General features: G+C 69.4%; 15 protein-coding genes and 1 pseudogene. 11 read left to right on the forward strand and 5 right to left on the reverse strand.

What is annotated here, in order from left to right; all coding sequences use genetic code 11:
* Nucleotides 1-90: 90 nt before the first annotated feature.
* From HUV06_RS08475 to HUV06_RS08485, 3 genes and pseudogenes are all read right to left on the reverse strand, one after another.
* Complete coding sequence (locus HUV06_RS08475) at nt 91-813, reverse strand: BBE domain-containing protein (protein WP_174300838.1); 723 nt, start codon at nt 811-813, stop codon at nt 91-93.
* A 40-nt stretch (nt 814-853) separates the two neighbouring features.
* Nucleotides 854-1,237, reverse strand: coding sequence for a DUF5655 domain-containing protein (locus HUV06_RS08480; RefSeq protein WP_174300839.1), 384 nt, complete (start codon nt 1,235-1,237; stop codon nt 854-856).
* 105 nt (nt 1,238-1,342) lie between these two features.
* Nucleotides 1,343-1,945: pseudogene (locus HUV06_RS08485) on the reverse strand (transposase); the annotation flags it as partial.
* A 187-nt stretch (nt 1,946-2,132) separates the two neighbouring features.
* On the opposite strand from HUV06_RS08485, the gene HUV06_RS08490 reads away from it, so the two are divergent.
* Together HUV06_RS08490 and HUV06_RS08495 are read left to right on the forward strand one after the other, a co-directional pair.
* Complete coding sequence (locus HUV06_RS08490) at nt 2,133-3,710, forward strand: flavin monoamine oxidase family protein (protein ID WP_174300840.1); 1,578 nt, start codon at nt 2,133-2,135, stop codon at nt 3,708-3,710.
* A gap of 41 nt (nt 3,711-3,751) precedes the next feature.
* On the forward strand, nt 3,752-4,171 hold the full coding sequence (locus HUV06_RS08495; RefSeq protein WP_254600990.1) for a cytochrome c: 420 nt from the start codon (nt 3,752-3,754) through the stop codon (nt 4,169-4,171).
* Between the two features lie 47 nt (nt 4,172-4,218).
* Here the strand turns inward: HUV06_RS08495 and HUV06_RS08500 are convergent, their stop codons facing one another.
* Entirely contained in the window at nt 4,219-5,112 is an 894-nt protein-coding gene (locus HUV06_RS08500) for a pirin family protein (RefSeq protein ID WP_174300841.1), read from the reverse strand.
* Nucleotides 5,113-5,423: 311 nt separating this feature from the next.
* Between HUV06_RS08500 and HUV06_RS08505 the strand changes: the two genes are divergently transcribed.
* The 4 genes from HUV06_RS08505 to HUV06_RS08520 all read left to right on the forward strand — a co-directional run bounded on the left by HUV06_RS08505 (nt 5,424) and on the right by HUV06_RS08520 (nt 9,728).
* Nucleotides 5,424-6,011 (forward strand): hypothetical protein, encoded by a 588-nt coding sequence (locus tag HUV06_RS08505; protein WP_174300842.1) that lies wholly within the window; start codon nt 5,424-5,426, stop codon nt 6,009-6,011.
* A 91-nt stretch (nt 6,012-6,102) separates the two neighbouring features.
* Nucleotides 6,103-7,683 carry an amidohydrolase gene (locus HUV06_RS08510; RefSeq protein ID WP_174300843.1) on the forward strand — a complete coding sequence of 527 codons (1,581 nt, stop codon included), beginning with the start codon at nt 6,103-6,105 and terminating at the stop codon, nt 7,681-7,683.
* Entirely contained in the window at nt 7,680-9,035 is a 1,356-nt protein-coding gene (locus tag HUV06_RS08515; protein ID WP_174300844.1) for an amidohydrolase family protein, read from the forward strand. The genes HUV06_RS08510 and HUV06_RS08515 overlap by 4 nt, the downstream gene beginning before the upstream one ends.
* A gap of 159 nt (nt 9,036-9,194) precedes the next feature.
* Complete coding sequence (locus HUV06_RS08520; RefSeq protein WP_254600991.1) at nt 9,195-9,728, forward strand: thioredoxin family protein; 534 nt, start codon at nt 9,195-9,197, stop codon at nt 9,726-9,728.
* A 42-nt stretch (nt 9,729-9,770) separates the two neighbouring features.
* Here the strand turns inward: HUV06_RS08520 and HUV06_RS08525 are convergent, their stop codons facing one another.
* Complete coding sequence (locus HUV06_RS08525; protein ID WP_254600992.1) at nt 9,771-10,991, reverse strand: DUF2336 domain-containing protein; 1,221 nt, start codon at nt 10,989-10,991, stop codon at nt 9,771-9,773.
* Between the two features lie 126 nt (nt 10,992-11,117).
* On the opposite strand from HUV06_RS08525, the gene HUV06_RS08530 reads away from it, so the two are divergent.
* The 5 genes from HUV06_RS08530 to ruvB all read left to right on the forward strand — a co-directional run.
* Nucleotides 11,118-11,942: a sterol desaturase family protein gene (locus tag HUV06_RS08530; protein WP_174300845.1), complete on the forward strand. Its 825-nt coding sequence runs from the start codon at nt 11,118-11,120 to the stop codon at nt 11,940-11,942.
* A 73-nt stretch (nt 11,943-12,015) separates the two neighbouring features.
* Nucleotides 12,016-13,203 carry a glutamine-hydrolyzing carbamoyl-phosphate synthase small subunit gene (gene carA, locus HUV06_RS08535; protein WP_174300846.1) on the forward strand — a complete coding sequence of 396 codons (1,188 nt, stop codon included), beginning with the start codon at nt 12,016-12,018 and terminating at the stop codon, nt 13,201-13,203.
* A 170-nt stretch (nt 13,204-13,373) separates the two neighbouring features.
* Nucleotides 13,374-13,874, forward strand: coding sequence for a crossover junction endodeoxyribonuclease RuvC (gene ruvC, locus HUV06_RS08540; RefSeq protein ID WP_174300847.1), 501 nt, complete (start codon nt 13,374-13,376; stop codon nt 13,872-13,874).
* The gene (ruvA, locus tag HUV06_RS08545; protein ID WP_174300848.1) at nt 13,871-14,485 is read left to right on the forward strand and encodes a Holliday junction branch migration protein RuvA; all 615 of its coding nucleotides are present in this window, start codon (nt 13,871-13,873) and stop codon (nt 14,483-14,485) included. The genes ruvC and ruvA overlap by 4 nt, the downstream gene beginning before the upstream one ends.
* Nucleotides 14,482-15,185 (forward strand): Holliday junction branch migration DNA helicase RuvB (ruvB, locus tag HUV06_RS08550; RefSeq protein WP_174300849.1); only part of this gene is annotated, 704 nt, incomplete at its 3' end. The genes ruvA and ruvB, both read left to right, overlap by 4 nt.

Consider the following 15,185-nt stretch of genomic DNA (forward strand, 5'->3'; position numbering starts at 1 on the left):
GATCGCGATGATCTGTTCTTCTGTGAACCTCGACCGCTTCATCCGTCCGTCCCTTCGCTGGGCCGGACTCTACGTTCGATTGGCTGAGTTTCAGGGGATCACGTCAGGGACGGTGAACAGCCCGTCCGGGTCATAGCGCTGCTTGATGCGCTCCAGCCTGGCGTAGGGGTGCCCCCAGATCGCCTCCCGCCAGTCGGCCAAGGCGTGGTCGCATTCCGGCACGTAGCTGCCAGCAGCCGGCGCCGCCCGGCGCAGGGCCGTCATGGCGGTGCGGATGGACGCCGCGTCCGCCCGAGCATCCTCCAGGTCCGGTGGGCCGAGATAGCTGCAGCGTCCGTCCATGGCGATGATGGCCAGCGCGAAGGCGTCCAGCACCTGCGGGTTCATGGCCGTGTCGGCGGAGGCGGCCCGCGCCTCGGCCGGCGCGCCTCCCAGCCCTTTGTTGAAGTGCAGCGTGGTGGACCAGTGGCGGCTCGCCTCGAACCACGCCTGGGCAAGGACACGGCGCTGCCCGGGCTGAAGCAGCGACGCCGGCGGCCAGGCGGACTGGTAGCCGTGCCAGAAGGCGCCTGCCTCCTCCGTGTTGCCGGTCCACCACCAGTCGCCCGCGCGCGCGCCCGGCCGCGCGTCGGCTTTGAGCACGGCCGGAAGATGGGCGCTGAGGAACGCCTCGTCCCAGAGCCGCTGGGCCGGGAGGGCGGCGACCTGCAGCGAATCTTCCACGCGATAATCGGCTGGATGCGCCGCCACGAACTCCACCAGCGGCCGCCACGCTTCCCGCGCCGCCGCTTCGTCCAGCCCCTGGAACAACATGAGCGCCTCGAACCGGTTGCCCGGCCGGGCGCTCGCCTGTTCACCCAGGCCGGGCGAGCTTCACCCGGTGGCTGAACATGGCGTTGAAGCTGCCCGCCGCCTCCAGCCAGCCACCGGGCGGACGCGCCAGGATCAGTCCCAGGTCCAGGCGCGTGCGGGTCGACGGCTGGAGGAGGGCGAACTGCCTGCGCCGATGGATGCTGACGTTAGCCTTTTTCAGGGCGAGCTCGACATCCGGCTCAAACGTCAGCAGCTCACCCGCAAGCCGGTCGTAGAGGGGGCGCAGCTCCGTCTTTCCGCCCTCGAACAGTCGCGCGACGAGATCGTCCACCGATTGCGGCGCGGCGGCGGCCGACGCCCGCTTGGCCACGTGGTTGGCGTGGGCATGCGAGAGGCCGTGCTCGGTCTTCAGCCAGGCGACCACCAGGCCACGAACCCGACCGCTCCCCCAAAAGCAGTCTTGAGTCAGTGATCAGCTGATTTGGAAAACCACTTCGTCAACAGGACCTAAGGTGGATCCAGGTCTGTCTCACGCCGCCAGTCTGATGTCCTGCCGGGCTGTTCCGTAGGCCTTGTCAGGGGTCTTGCCGCCGTGCGCCGAGTGGGGCCTGGCGGTGTTGTAGCAGCTGATCCAGCGGCCGAACCCAGCGCGCAGCTCCGAGCCGGTCTCGAACGCGTGCAGGTAGACGCATTCGTACTTGCGGCTGCGCCAGAGGCGCTCGGTGAAGACATTGTTCGTCCACCGGCCACGCCCGTCCATGGAGACCCGGGCGCCGGCGGCCTGGACCACCTCTACGAAGCGGGGCGAAGTGAACTGGCTGCCCTGGTCGGTACTGAATATCTCTGACGCGTCATGGCGGGCGAGCGCCTCCTGCAGCGCCTCGATGCAGAAGTCCGCCTCCATGGTGTTGGACAGCCGCCAGCTCAGCACTTTCTGGTCGCCCGGTCCATCACCGCGACCAGGTACAGGAAGCCTCGGCGCATCGGGATGTGTCAGACATTTTCCCAATCAGACCTGGTTGGGCCGGTCGATCAGCAGATCGCGCAGCAGGTACCTGTAAATCCTGTGCTCCGGATGCGGGATCGTCGTAGGCGGCGCCTGGTAGATCGCCGCCAAGCCCATTTTGGCCACCGGCCCCCTACAGGCGGGCCCTGCGAGACCGCCTCTTCGTCGCGAGCTGCCCAGCCTTTGGGCAGAGGCTGGGCGCAACCTTGAAAAGCCTGTCCCACTCGCCTCCGGGCTTTGAGGCCGTGGACTCGGCGTTAGGCTAGCTCGGCAAGGCCGTTCCCTTGCGGTCAACCGAGACGATCGACGTATGATGAACGCAGGAGCCCCGCCGCTGAGCCGCCGCAGCTTCCTGGAGGGCCTGGGCGGGGTGGGCGGCACGGGCCTGGTGCTGGCGGGCATGAGCGCGCTCGGCTTCGGCATCGAGGCCCGCGCCGCGGCGCCGCCGGTGCTGAACGGGCGGGCGGGCAAGCGGATCGTGGTGCTGGGCTCGGGCGTGGCGGGGCTGACCTCCGCCTACGAACTGCGCAAGGCCGGCTATGACGTGGTGCTGCTGGAGGCTAGGAGCCGGGTCGGCGGCCGCTCCTACACGGCTCGGCGGGGGACCGAGCTGACCGAGCTCGGTGGGGAGCCGCAGACCTGCAGCTTTGACGAGGGGCTGTACATCAATCCCGGTCCGTGGCGCATCCCCTACCACCATTACGGCTATCTGCATTATGCCCGGACGCTGGGCGTGCCGGTTGAGTTGTTCAACAACGACAACGACCACTCCTACATCTATTACGACAAAGGGTCCGGGCCGCTGGCCAGACGCGCCGTCCGCAAGCAGGAGGTCGCCGCCGACACCCGCGGCTACGCCGCCGAGATGCTGGCCAAGCAGGTCAATCAAGGCGCGCTCGACCAGGCCTTCTCCCCCGGGGACAAGGAGCTGTTCCTCGACTATCTGAAGAGCGAGGGCTATCTCACCGACAGTGACTTCCGCTACGTCGGAACACCGGGCCGCGGCTATGACGTAAACCCGGGCGCGAGCCTTCAGCCCGGCACGCCTTCCACCCCCCACGCCATGTCGGACCTGCTGCACTCCCGGACCTGGGATACCTTGAAGTCGGTGTCCGACTTCGACCAGCAGCGCACCATGTTCGAGCCCGTCGGCGGCATGGATCGTCTGCCCTACGCCTTCGCCCGCGAGCTCGGTCCGGTCATCCACCTCCAGCACGTGGTGGAGAAGATCAGCCAGAACGATCAGGGCGTGACGATCGGCTATGTGGACGGCCAGGGCCAGCGCGGCAGTGTCAGCGGCGACTATTGCGTCTGCGCCATCCCGCTGTCGGTGCTGCGCGGGATCGACCTGCAGGTCTCGCCCGAGTTCAGGACCGCGATGGACGGCGTCTCCTACGCTTTGGTCGGCAAGATCGGGCTGCAGATGAAGCGACGGTTCTGGGAGGAGGACCATGCCATCTATGGCGGCCACGTCTATTTCGACGACGCCGACATCGGCAGCATCTCGCTGCCGTCCACCGGCTGGCTGGGCAAGAAGGGCGTGGTGCTGGGCTACTATCAGTTCTTCGCCAATGCCGCCAAGATCAGCGCCCTGAGCCTGGCCGAGCGCCAGGCCTTCGCGACCGCCGCGGGCCAGAAGGTCTTCGCTCAGTACGCCGAGAACGTGGAGACCTCCTTCTCCATCGCCTGGCACCGGGTGCCCTACAATCTCGGCGGCTGGGCCCAATGGAGTGACGACGGACGCCGCGACGCCTATCCCAAGCTGGTCGAGCCCGACGGCCGCATCTATCTGGCCGGCGAGCACCTCAGCTACATCACCGGCTGGCAGGAGGGCGCGATTGAATCCGCCTGGTCCCAGATCACCAAGCTGCACAAGCGGGTGAACGCATGAGGCCGACGCCATCGCCATCCTCCACCCGGAAGCCCCCAAACTTGTCCAAGATCCTGGCCCGCTCTGCGGCACGCCTCCTGGTGCTCGGCGCGACCTCGGTGGCCGCCGCATCGGCTCAGGCCGCCCCGCCGCCGGACATGTCGGGCGCGGGCCTGTTCGCCCAGAACTGCTCGGCCTGCCACCAGCTGACCGGGCGCGGCATACCTGGAGCCTTTCCCGCCCTGGCCGGCGACGTCTTCCCCCAGGGTCCTCCCGAGCCCGTGGTAAAGCTCCTGCTGAACGGGCGCGGGGGCATGCCCTCGTTCCGAGCCGACCTGGACGATCGTCAGATCGCCGCCGTCCTCACCTATGTCCGCGGCGCCTGGGGCAACCACGCGCCGAAGATCGAACCCACCCTCGTCGCCAAGGTCCGCGGCTCCCAGGCCCAGGACCGGGCGGCCCAGGCGCTCCAGGCGCACTAGGCGCAGGAGCACGGGGCCTGCTCAGCCGCGGGCGCGGTCGAGCCGGCTCAGGACATGGGGTTGGCCGGAGGGGTCGGATCCGGCGGCAGCGAAATCCAGTCGTCGTGGTCGGCGTCGGGCAGCCGCATGCGGCCGGCCCGCCAATCGGCCTTGGCCTGCTCGATCCGCTCGCGCGAGGAGGAGACGAAGTTCCATTCCAGATAACGCGGCCCCACCGGCTCCCCGCCCAGCAGCATGACGGTCGAGGGCTGCAGGGCCTTGAAGGCGATGGTGTCGCCCGGGCCGAAGACGAGCATGCGGCCGGCGCCGAAAGCCTGACCCTCGATCTCCACTTCGCCGGTCGCCACATATGCAGCCCGCTCCGGGTACTCGGCCGGGAGACCGGCGACCGCTCCGGCCTGCAGGACCCAATGGGTGTAGAACATGGGCGAGTAGGTGCGCACCCTGGCCCTGGCGCCGAAAGCCGCACCGACCACCAGCCGGGCGGACAGGCCGCCCTCCCCGTAGACGGGCAGATCGTCCTGCTCGTGGTGGGAGAAGGCGGGGGCCGTCTCCTCCTCGCCGTCTGGGAGGGCGACCCAGGTCTGGATGCCGTGAAGGACGTCGCCTTCCAGCCGGCCCTTCTCGAAGCGCTCGGAATGGGTGATGCCGCGGCCCGCCGTCATCCAGTTCACCTCTCCCGCCCTGATGGGCTGCTCTGAGCCCACGCTGTCCCGGTGCATGATCTCGCCCGAGAAGAGATAGGTGACGGTGGACAGGCCGATGTGCGGATGGGGCCGCACGTCAACCGAGCGCGGCAGGCCGGGCGCAAAGTCCGCCGGGCCCATGTGGTCGAAGAAGACGAACGGCCCCACCATGCGCCGCCGAGCATCAGGCAGCACGCGTCCGACCTCGAACCCGCCGAGGTTCTTGCGACGTTGATTGATGACAAGCTCGATCATCTTGTGCTGCTCCACTCAGGCGTCCCGCCCCGCTGGCCGGGAAGGCCGGCCGATTAAGGCCCGGCCCGCACGCGATCAACAGGACGCCTGTTTTAGGATAAGCTTGCCACGTCTTCGAGGGACAATGCCAGACTGGCGCCGCCCGGTTTCTTGGCTCCTCCCCCCGCCCAGATGATTAAACTTTTGGTGGGATCACCAATCCGAACGACTTATCTGGACCTGTCGATCCAACCTTCTACTCGAGCCCATCGGCGATTACCGGCGATCATATTCCCGATAACCTGATCGTCCCGAACGTAGGCTCAGAGTATGTGACACGAAACGGTATACTGCTCGACGGCAACACGTTCGCACCCGTAGCCCTGTTTAGCGCGAACGGAACGCCCGTCCCTGTCCCTGCGCGGACCGGTTACAGCAGCTTCGCCTTCGGCCAGCTGCCGGCCGGAAACACCTCGCTCTATTTCCCCGAGACCTACACCCAGATCTCCAGCCCGATCGACACACACGGCTTCGAGCTGAACGCCCACTACGACTTCACGCCCCATCTTTATGCGTCGCTGGATTCAAAGGGAGTAGAGACGACCGTCCAGAACGTCATCCAGCCGGACTTCTCCTTCGGCGTCTACCAGATCCAGCCCGACAATGCTTTCATCACCCTGGCCATCGCTGCGGTCACCAACCCGCTGTTCGCCGCAGGTGACGCGCCCTACTACTCCGCGTTCATCAACGACAATCGGACCCAAGGCATCAATCGGCAGACCTACAGGGTCGTCGGGCAGGTCGGCGGCGACTTCGACCTGAAGATCACCGACGTGATGGCCGGCCGCGAACGTCTGGGCGCCAGCGCCCGGTGGCAGGTCTTCAGCTCCACGATTTGCCGACCGAGCCCACGGTCTTGAAGAGGTTCCCGGGCGCCACGTGGTAGATGCAGGAGTCCATGACCATCCTCGGCGGTCGGTTCTGAGCCTCAGCTCGACTGGTTCGGCTGACATGGCGACACAGGAGCCCGCGCCGGGGTCCTCGCGCGCCGTGCGCCGCCCGACAGCCCTGGACAAGGACCTGCCCAGGCCGGCACAAAGGGACGTCAACGGGGTCGCGGCTGTGGTTGAGTTTCGGTTCGGAGCGGCCTGGGCCGCCCTCCTGCTTCTAGGGGCTTGCACGGCGACGGGCTCGTCAGGGCCGACGGCCGCCAAGTCCGACGCCGCCGCCCACAAGACGCCGCTGCTGGCAGGCCTCGACCCTGACGCGGACCTCGACCCCTTCCCCTCGACGTACCGGCCAGGGCCGTCGCGGCCCGCCGCCGTGGTGGGCGCCACCATCCTGACCGCCACGGGGCAGGAGATCGTGAACGGCGTGGTGGTGATGTCAGGCGGTCGCATCGCCTCGGTCGGTCCCGCCGGAACACCGACGCCAGCCGGCGCGACCCTCATCGACGGGCGGGGAAAGTGGGTCACGCCCGGCGTCATCGACATCCACAGCCATATGGGCGACTACCCCGTGCCGTCTGTCCCGTCCCGCTCGGACGGCAACGAGCTGACCGACCCGAACACCGCTCAGGTCTGGGCCGAGCACTCCGTCTGGCCGCAGGATCCCGCCTTCGACCGCTCCCGCGCAGGCGGGGTGACCACGCTGGAAATCCTGCCCGGCTCCGGCAACCTCTTCGGCGGCCGCTCCGTGGTGCTGAAGAACGTCACGGCCACCACGGTGGGGGCCATGAAGTTCCCGGGCGCGCCCTACGACCTGAAGATGGCCTGCGGCGAGAACCCCAAGCGGGTCTACGGCTCCAAGGGCCGTGCGCCCTCCACCGCCATGGGCAATGTGGCCGGCTATCGCGCGGCCTGGCTCGCCGCCCAGGACTACCGGCGCAAATGGGACGAGTACCGCGCCAAGGTCGGCCGCGGCGTCGCCGCCGACCCGCCGACCCGAAACCTGCAGCTCGACACCCTGGTGGGCGTGCTGAAGGGCGATATCCGTATCCAGAACCACTGCTACCGGGCCGACGAGATGGCGACCATGATCGACATCTCCCACGAGTTCGGCTTCCACATCGCCGCCTTCCACCACGCGGTGGAGAGCTACAAGATCGCGCCCCTGCTCAAGCGCGAGGGGATCTGTTCGGTGATGTGGGCGGACTGGGGCGGCTTCAAGATGGAGAGCTTCGACTCCACCGAGGCCAACGCCGCCCTGGTGCAGCGCGTCGGCGCCTGCACCATCATACATTCCGACGACGACTACATCGACCAGCACCTGAACCAGGAGGCCGCCATCGCCATGGCTGCGGGCGCCCGCGCCGGCATCCCCGTCAGCCATGCGGACGCGATCAGCTGGATCACCGCCAACCCGGCCCGCGCGCTGGGCATCTTCAAGGAGACCGGCTCGCTGGAGCCCGGCAAGGCCGCCGACCTGGTGGTGTGGAGCACCGATCCTTTCAGCGTGTATGCCCTGGCCGAGCACGTCTTCATCGACGGGGCGCAAGTCTACGACCGCGCTCACCCCGCCCAGCCCCGGTCGGACTTCGAGCTGGGCCAGCCGGCGCAGGGAGCCTTCACGCCGCAGGGGACCATGCCATGACGCCGCGCCGCCTCATCCTGTCCACCGCCCTCGCCCTCGCCTTCACCGTTCCCGCCTCCGCCGAGACGGTGGCGATAGTCGGCGCTCGCATCGAGACCGCTGGGCCTAAGGGCGCGCTGGCCCGCGGGACCCTGGTCATAACCGACGGCCGCATCGCCGCCATGGGCGCAGACGTGCTCCCGCCAGCGGGCGCCCAGGTCATCGACGGGACGGGCAAGGTCGTCACCCCCGGGCTGATCGCCGCCTCCACCAATCTGACGGCCAGCGAGGTGGAAGGTGTGCGCGCCACCCACGACGACAGCGCCGGCGCTGGCCTCTCGGCCGGGTTCGACATCAGCTATGGCGTCAACCTCGCCTCCACCTTCGTCCCCCGCGCGCGCCAGACGGGCGTCACCTTGGCGGTGGTCACGCCTGCGCCGCTGCAGGGCGGTGAAGAGGACGACGAGGGCGAGGACGGCCAGGAGGTGCTGGAGGCGCGTCACCTCACCGCCGGCGCGGGCGAGGCCGGTTGGCGTGACCCGGGCCTGTTCGGCGGCCAGGCGGCGGCGGTGCGGCTGGACGAGGGTGATCCCGACCCGGTGTTCAAGTCGCGCCTGGCGGTGACGCTTGACCTGCTGCGCGGCGGTCCGGCCTCCTCGCGGGGCACGGCTTTCGTGCTGCTGCACACGGCGCTGGCCGATGCGCGCCGGTTCGCCCGTGACCCGGCCGCGTTCGACCGCGACGCTGCGGCGTCGCGCTATGGCCGCGAGGACCTGGAGGCGCTGGTCCCCGTGGTGCAGGGCCGCACGCCGCTGCTGGTGCGCGTGCAGCGCGCCGCCGACATCCGTCAGGTGCTCCGCTTCGCACTTGCCGAGCACGTCCACGTCATCCTGGAAGGAGCACAGGAAGCCTGGGAGGTCGCGCCCGAACTCGCCGAGGCAGGCGTGGCCGTGCTGGTCGATCCCGAGGACGACCTGCCCGAGAGCTTCGACACGCTGGGCGCGCGCCTGGACAACGCGGCCCGCCTGCAGGCCGCCGGTGTCGCCGTGGTGATCCAGGGCAGCAGGGACTTCAACAACCTCCGCCAGGCGCGCTTCAACGCGGGAACGGCGGTGGCCTACGGGCTGCCCTACGAAGCGGCGATCGCCTCGCTGACTTCCGTTCCCGCCCGCGTGTTCGGGTTCGGCGACAAGGCGGGCTTGCTCGAGGTCGGCCGCGAGGCGGATGTGGTGGTCTGGAGCGGCGACCCGCTGGAGACCTCGTCCTGGCCGCTGGCCGTGTTCATCGCCGGCAAGCGGCAGCCGGACACCTCTCGCGGCCTCCAGCTCCGCGATCGCTACCTGCCGCAGGACATCGCTGCGGGAACGCCATGAGACGGAGCGGGCTTGCGGGCGCCGATCGGCCTGACCGAATACGAGGGTCGGACGGACCGCGCAGGTCGGGTCCGGCGGGTTCATGACGCCGCTCCGGATCGGCCTTGCCAACGCTCCCGCCATTACGGCAATCTCGGGCGACCAGCCTGAGGTTCGCCCGTGACCGCCATCAAGATCATCGCCGCCGCTGCGGCCATCTTCAACGTCTTGGCCTGGGCGGACGCGAGGGCCGCTGTTCCGCCCAAGGCGGATGTGGCAAGCTTCTCCGAGTTGCCCCTCCCGCTTCCCTACCCGTACGATCCCCAGGGTGACGCCGACGCAAAGGCCGTGGATGCGAAGGTGGAGCGCGCACGGAGCGAGGCCCTGCGCGAGCACAAGCTCCTGCTCATCGACATGGGCGGCAACTGGTGCGCGGACTGCCGCATCCTGGCCGGGACGATGGACCTGCCCAGCCTCAAGCGCTTCGTCGACACCCACTATGTCGAGGTGACGGTCGACTCCGGCCGGCACATGGACCAGAACCTGCAGGTGCCCGCCCGCTACGGCGTGCCGAAGCTCGCCGGCGTGCCCAGCCTCTTCATCGTCGATCCGAGATCAGGCCGGCTGCTGGACGCCGGCCATACGCCCGCTCTGGCCGACGCCCGCCACATGACCCCGCAGGGCTTGGCCGACTGGCTGGCCCAGTGGCCATAGCGCAAGCGGCCAGACCCGCACGCCCGGCGGCCTGAGCCGCCGCTACCGGCCGAAGTCCCGCGCCAGGGCCAGCATGGCCGCCCGCTGGGGCTGGGAGTATTCGTCCAGGTTGCTGTCGTCGCCCTCGCGGATGGCGCGGACCAGGGCCGGCGTCAGGGCGCTGGACAGCGACCAGTTCCAGTAGCGCAGCACCGTCTGGGCGCGATCCACCGCCATCATGTCGAAGATAAACAGGGTGCGTTCCAGCGCCGGCGTCATGGCGCCGGTGCTGTCGGTCTCGATCCGCCGAAGCGCCCGCCACAGCGCGAGCACCGCACTTCGGGGCAGGCCCGTGGCCTTGCACAGGATGGCGATGGGCTCACCGTACGGGTCGGTGAAGATCTTGGCGGCGGTGGTGGGTTTCACCCCGGCCAGGAAGGCGATCTCGCGCGCCGCATCCTTGTTCATGCCCGACTGGGCGTCGCCGATGGCTTCGTCCAGGCTGGCGTAGGGAGAGCGGGCGATGGCGGCGCGGTTCCTCTGGCGTCGCTCGATGAACTGCAGGGCCTTGCGCACCAGTGGGTCCTGCCAGTTCTCTTCGGCGCAAAGCGGGAACACGTCGCCGGCGGCCTCCTGCAGCACCTCCCGGCTGACCGCGAAGCGCTGCAGGATGGCGCGGCGCTGGTCGGGCTCGGACCACCAGAACAGGACGTAGGCGTGGGCGGGGCGCAGCTCTACCCGCTTCAGCAGGGCGGGGATGAAGTCGGCCACCTTCTGGGAGGCGGCGACCAGGGCGTCCACCGCGTCGCCCGACAGCAGCGCGCCGGTGTTGCGCAGGAGCGCCAGGACGACGCTCTCTTCCCCGGCCTCGATCAGGGCTTCGCAGACCAGCTCTCCAAGCTCGCGACGCCGGGCGATCAGCAGCCGGTGCTCCGGCCCGGCCTGGCGCACGCAGTCGATCAGGTCGGCCTCGCTGAGCAGGGTGTCTTCCGCCAGCAGGGGACGCGCCACCTCGATGTCGTCGCGCAGCAGCAGGCGCAGCAGCCGCTTAGGCATCTCCACCAGGTTGGCCAGCCGGCGCGACACCCGCGCGCGGTCCGAGGGCGAGGCCTCGCGCAGCATCTCCACCAGCAGGTCGGCGGTCATGGCCCGCTCGAACCCGTTGACCCGGCTGGAGGGCAGGCACACCACGTCCGCCAGCCGCTTGATGAGCGCCAGGCGTGCGCGGCCGAGCTGGGGCGTGAGCGGAGTGATGTTGGCGGCGCTGTCCACGGGGATCGTCAACTCGCGCAAGGGAGGATAGGCCCCGATCCTAGCGCCGACGTCCTTAACCAGTGGTGAGCGCGCGCCTTAACCGGCTGGTGGGAGTGGCGGCCCTACGATGGAGCCCACGCTCGCCGAGGTCATCGTTTGATCGCCCTGACGCCCGCCCTCCGCCTCGCCCTGGTGGTGCTCGCGCCGCTGCTCGTCATGGGGTTGGTGCGTCATGTCGGCGAGCGGCTCTGGCCTGCGCACCTGAAGCGGGAGCGGCTGCATGGCGTGGCGCTCGCGGTCTGGGGCGCGCTGTTCCTCGGTCAGGCTCTGGCGGTCCCGGCGCTGGGAGGCGTCGCGACGCTTCTGGTCAATGCGGCCGGCGGGGGGCTGATCCGGCTACCGGCGCGTGGAGTGGGCTGGTGGGCGGGACTGGCGGCCTATCTCCTGGTCATGGACCTCGGCGAATACCTGTTCCATCGCGCCCAGCACGCAGTGCCTGCGCTCTGGGCCATGCACTCCCTGCATCACAGCGACCGCGCCTTCGACTCTGCCACCGCGGCGCGGCATTTCTGGCTGGAGCCGGCGATCAAGACGGTGACCGTCTGGCTGATGGTGGGCGTACTGTTGAGGACGCCGGCGAGCGTGGTCGGCGTCTATGTCGCGGTCAGCTACTACCACTTCGTGGTGCACTCCAACACGCGGCTGGACTTCGGGCGATGGTCCTGGGTGCTGAACGGGCCGGGCTACCACCGTGTGCACCACTCCGAGGCGGAGGAGCATTTCGACGTCAACTTCGCCTCGCTGTTCCCGATCTTCGACGTCCTGACCGGCGCCTACCGCCCGCCGCGGCCCGGCGAGCGCATCCAGACCGGGCTGGACACCGGCGAGGAGCCGCAGACCGTGGGCGAGGCGCTGGTCTGGCCGGTGCGGAGTTGGCTTCGCCGGCCCCTTGGAAGGCTGCGACGGCTCGCGGCCGCCTGACCCCGCTCGCCAGGGCGCCTTATCGGCTATATGCACGCGCGCGCTCGCATGCCGCGGGCCGGCGGAGGCGAGCATGGCCGAGGTGATCGAAGGCGCGACGGGCGTGCTCGTGCTGGCGGACGGCACGGTGTTCAGCGGCATCGGCGTCGGCCACGTGGGCCAGGCGGTGGGCGAGGTCTGCTTCAACACCGCCATGACCGGCTACCAGGAGATCATGACCGATCCCTCCTACATGGCTCAGATCGTCACCTTCACCTTCCCCCACATCGGCAATACCGGCGTGAACCTGCAGGACACCGAGCAGTTTGGGCGCGAGGGCGGGTTCGGCGGCGCGCGCACCACCGCCCGCGGCGCCGTGTTCCGCGACGTGCCTACCCAGGCCGCCAACTGGCGCGCGGGCTCGGGTGCTTCGGGCGACCTCGACGCCTGGATGAAGGCGCGGGGTGTTGTAGGACTGGCGGGGGTGGACACCCGCAGGCTCACCAAGCGCATCCGCGAGCAGGGCATGCCCCATGCCGTCATCGCCCACTCAGCCGACGGCCGCTTTGATCTCGACGCGCTGATCGGGGAGGCGCGCGCCTGGAGCGGGCTGGTGGGCATGGACCTCGCTAGTGAGGCCACCACCCTGCAGAGCTTCATCTTCGACGAGGGGCTATGGTCCTGGCCGGACGGCTACGCCAAGCCTAGGCCGGAGCCACGCTTCGAGGTCGCGGTGCTGGACTACGGGATCAAGCGCAACATCCTGCGCGCCCTCACCTCCATCGGCGCTCGAGCCACCGTCCTGCCAGCCTCCACGACGGCCGAGGAGGTGCTGGCGCGCCATCCCGATGGCGTGCTGCTGTCCAACGGGCCGGGCGATCCCTCAGCCACCGGCGACTATGCCGTGCCGGAGATCCGCAAGCTGGTGGACAGCGGAAAGCCAGTGTTCGGCATCTGTCTCGGCCACCAGATGCTGTCCCTGGCGCTGGGCGCCAGGACCATCAAGATGGACCAGGGACATCATGGGGCGAACCATCCGGTGAAGGACCTGGAAACGGGCAAGGTGGAGATCGTCTCCATGAACCACGGCTTCACCGTGGACCGTGAAGGCCTGCCGGACGCGGTGCAGGAGACCCACATCTCCCTGTTCGACGGCAGCAACGCCGGCATCCGGCTGAAGGACCGCCCCGTGTTCAGCGTCCAGCACCATCCTGAGGCCAGCCCCGGGCCGACCGACTCGCTCTACCTGTTCGAGCGGTTCGGGACGCTGATGACCGGCTAGGATGGCAGCCGTCGAGACCGACGCCGGCCGAGCACGATCTTTAAGGCGCGGGCGCCCCCTCCCGGCCCAAGAGCCTGCTTCCGGGTCTTGCGAGAGCTCTGTTCGGTTCCTGCAAACCTGAGCGCATTAACGATCCGGCGGCCGTTCCATGCTTTATGCTCTTAGAACGCATGACGAACACGCTCCTGATTCTCGGCCTGGACCCGGGCCTGCGCCGCACCGGCTGGGGCCTGGTCGCCTGCACCGGCGCCCGCCTCGCCCACATCGCGCACGGGGTGGCGAGCGCGCCCGACGCGGGGACCCTGGCGGACCGGCTACTCTCGCTCCTCGACCAGCTCGACGGCATCGTCGTCGAGCACCGGCCCGACGAGGCTGCGGTGGAGGAGGTGTTCGTCAATGTTAACCCGGCGTCGACCCTGAAGCTGGGCCAAGCCCGCGCCTGCGCCCTGCTGGCCCCTGCCAGGGCCGGCGTGCCGGTGTTCGAGTACGCCACCCGGCTCGTGAAGAAGGCCGTTGTGGGAACAGGGGGCGCCGACAAGGCGCAGGTCGCCTTCATGGTGCGCCGCCTGCTTCCCACCGCCGGCGAGGTGACTGCCGACGCCGCCGACGCCCTGGCCGTGGCCATCACCCACGCCCACCTGCGCCTCGCACGTCTGCGGGGGGCGGCGTGATCGGCCGGTTGCGTGGCCTGGTCGCCGACATCGAGGAGGAGGAGGCCGTCGTCGATGTCGGTGGCGTCGGCTACGTGGTGCGCTGTGGCGCGCGCACCCTGCAGCGGCTGCCGCCGCTCGGCGAAGAGGTCACGCTCGACATCGACAGCCAGACCCGCGAGGACGGCACGCGCCTCTACGGCTTCCTCTCCAAGTCCGAGCGCCAGGCCTTCCTGTTGTTGCAGGCCATCCAGGGTGTCGGGCCCAAGGCGGCGTTGGCGGTGCTGGACGTCCTGCCGCCGGCCGAGCTGGCCTCCGCCGTGGCCCGCGACGACAAGGCCGCTGTAAGCCGCGCCAGCGGCGTCGGCGCCAAGCTCGCCCTGCGCATCGTCACCGAGCTGAAGGGCAAGCCCATCGGCGCGGGCCTGTCCATGCCGCTGCACGCCGGCGCAGTAAATGCTCCGGCGCCTCTCGCACCATCGGTGACACGCGAAGCGGTTTCCGCCCTGCTCGGCCTCGGCGTCGCCGAGCCCGTCGGCCGCCGTGCGGTGGAGCTGGTCGCCACGCGCCTGGACCCTGACGCCCCCCTGCCGGCCCTGATCAAGGCGGCCCTGCAGGAGCTCGGCCGGTGAGCCGTCTGGTGTCCGGCGAGCCTGCGCCGCAGGAGGGTTTCGACCGGGCGCTCCGGCCTCAGACCCTGGCGGAGTTCACTGGCCAGGCGCCGGTCAAGGCCAACCTGAAGGTCTTCATCGACGCCGCCCGAGCCAGGTCCGAGCCGCTGGACCACGTCCTGCTGTTCGGCCCGCCGGGGCTCGGCAAGACCACGCTCGCCCAGATCGTGGCGCGCGAGTTGGGGGTGAGCTTTCGCGCCACCTCTGGTCCGGTGCTCGCCAAGCCGGGTGACCTCGCCGCCATCCTGACCAACCTGGAACCGCGCGACGTGCTGTTCATCGACGAGGTGCACCGCCTGCCTGTCATCGTGGAGGAGATCCTCTATCCGGCGATGGAAGACCATGTGCTGGATTTGGTGATCGGCGAGGGGCCGTCCGCCCGCTCGGTGCAGATTCCCTTAAATCCCTTCACCCTGGTCGCCGCCACCACCCGGGCAGGTCTGCTGGCCACGCCGCTGCGCGATCGCTTCGGCATCCCGCTCCGGCTGGAGTTCTATACGCCGGAGGAGCTGCAGGCGGTGCTGGGCCACGGCGCGCGCAAGATGGGTCTGACCCTCACCGCCGACGGTGCGGCCGAGATCGCCACGCGCTCCCGCGGCACGCCTCGGGTGGCGGGCCGGCTGCTGCGCCGGGTGCGCGACTTCGCCGAGGCGGATGGGGT

The sequence above is a fragment of the Caulobacter sp. S45 genome (assembly GCF_903642205.1).
In the GTDB taxonomy this organism is placed as follows: Bacteria; Pseudomonadota; Alphaproteobacteria; order Caulobacterales; family Caulobacteraceae; genus CAHJWH01.

Excerpts from the sequence above, each read along its gene's own strand:
- HUV06_RS08475 (WP_174300838.1), bottom strand. The coding sequence starts at position 813 with ATGTTGTTCCAGGGGCTGGACGAAGCGGCGGCGCGGGAAGCGTGGCGG.
- HUV06_RS08490 (WP_174300840.1), top strand. The coding sequence starts at position 2,133 with ATGAACGCAGGAGCCCCGCCGCTGAGCCGCCGCAGCTTCCTGGAGGGC.
- HUV06_RS08500 (WP_174300841.1), bottom strand. The coding sequence starts at position 5,112 with ATGATCGAGCTTGTCATCAATCAACGTCGCAAGAACCTCGGCGGGTTC.
- HUV06_RS08510 (WP_174300843.1), top strand. The coding sequence starts at position 6,103 with ATGGCGACACAGGAGCCCGCGCCGGGGTCCTCGCGCGCCGTGCGCCGC.
- HUV06_RS08515 (WP_174300844.1), top strand. The coding sequence starts at position 7,680 with ATGACGCCGCGCCGCCTCATCCTGTCCACCGCCCTCGCCCTCGCCTTC.
- carA (WP_174300846.1), top strand. The coding sequence starts at position 12,016 with ATGGCCGAGGTGATCGAAGGCGCGACGGGCGTGCTCGTGCTGGCGGAC.
- ruvC (WP_174300847.1), top strand. The coding sequence starts at position 13,374 with ATGACGAACACGCTCCTGATTCTCGGCCTGGACCCGGGCCTGCGCCGC.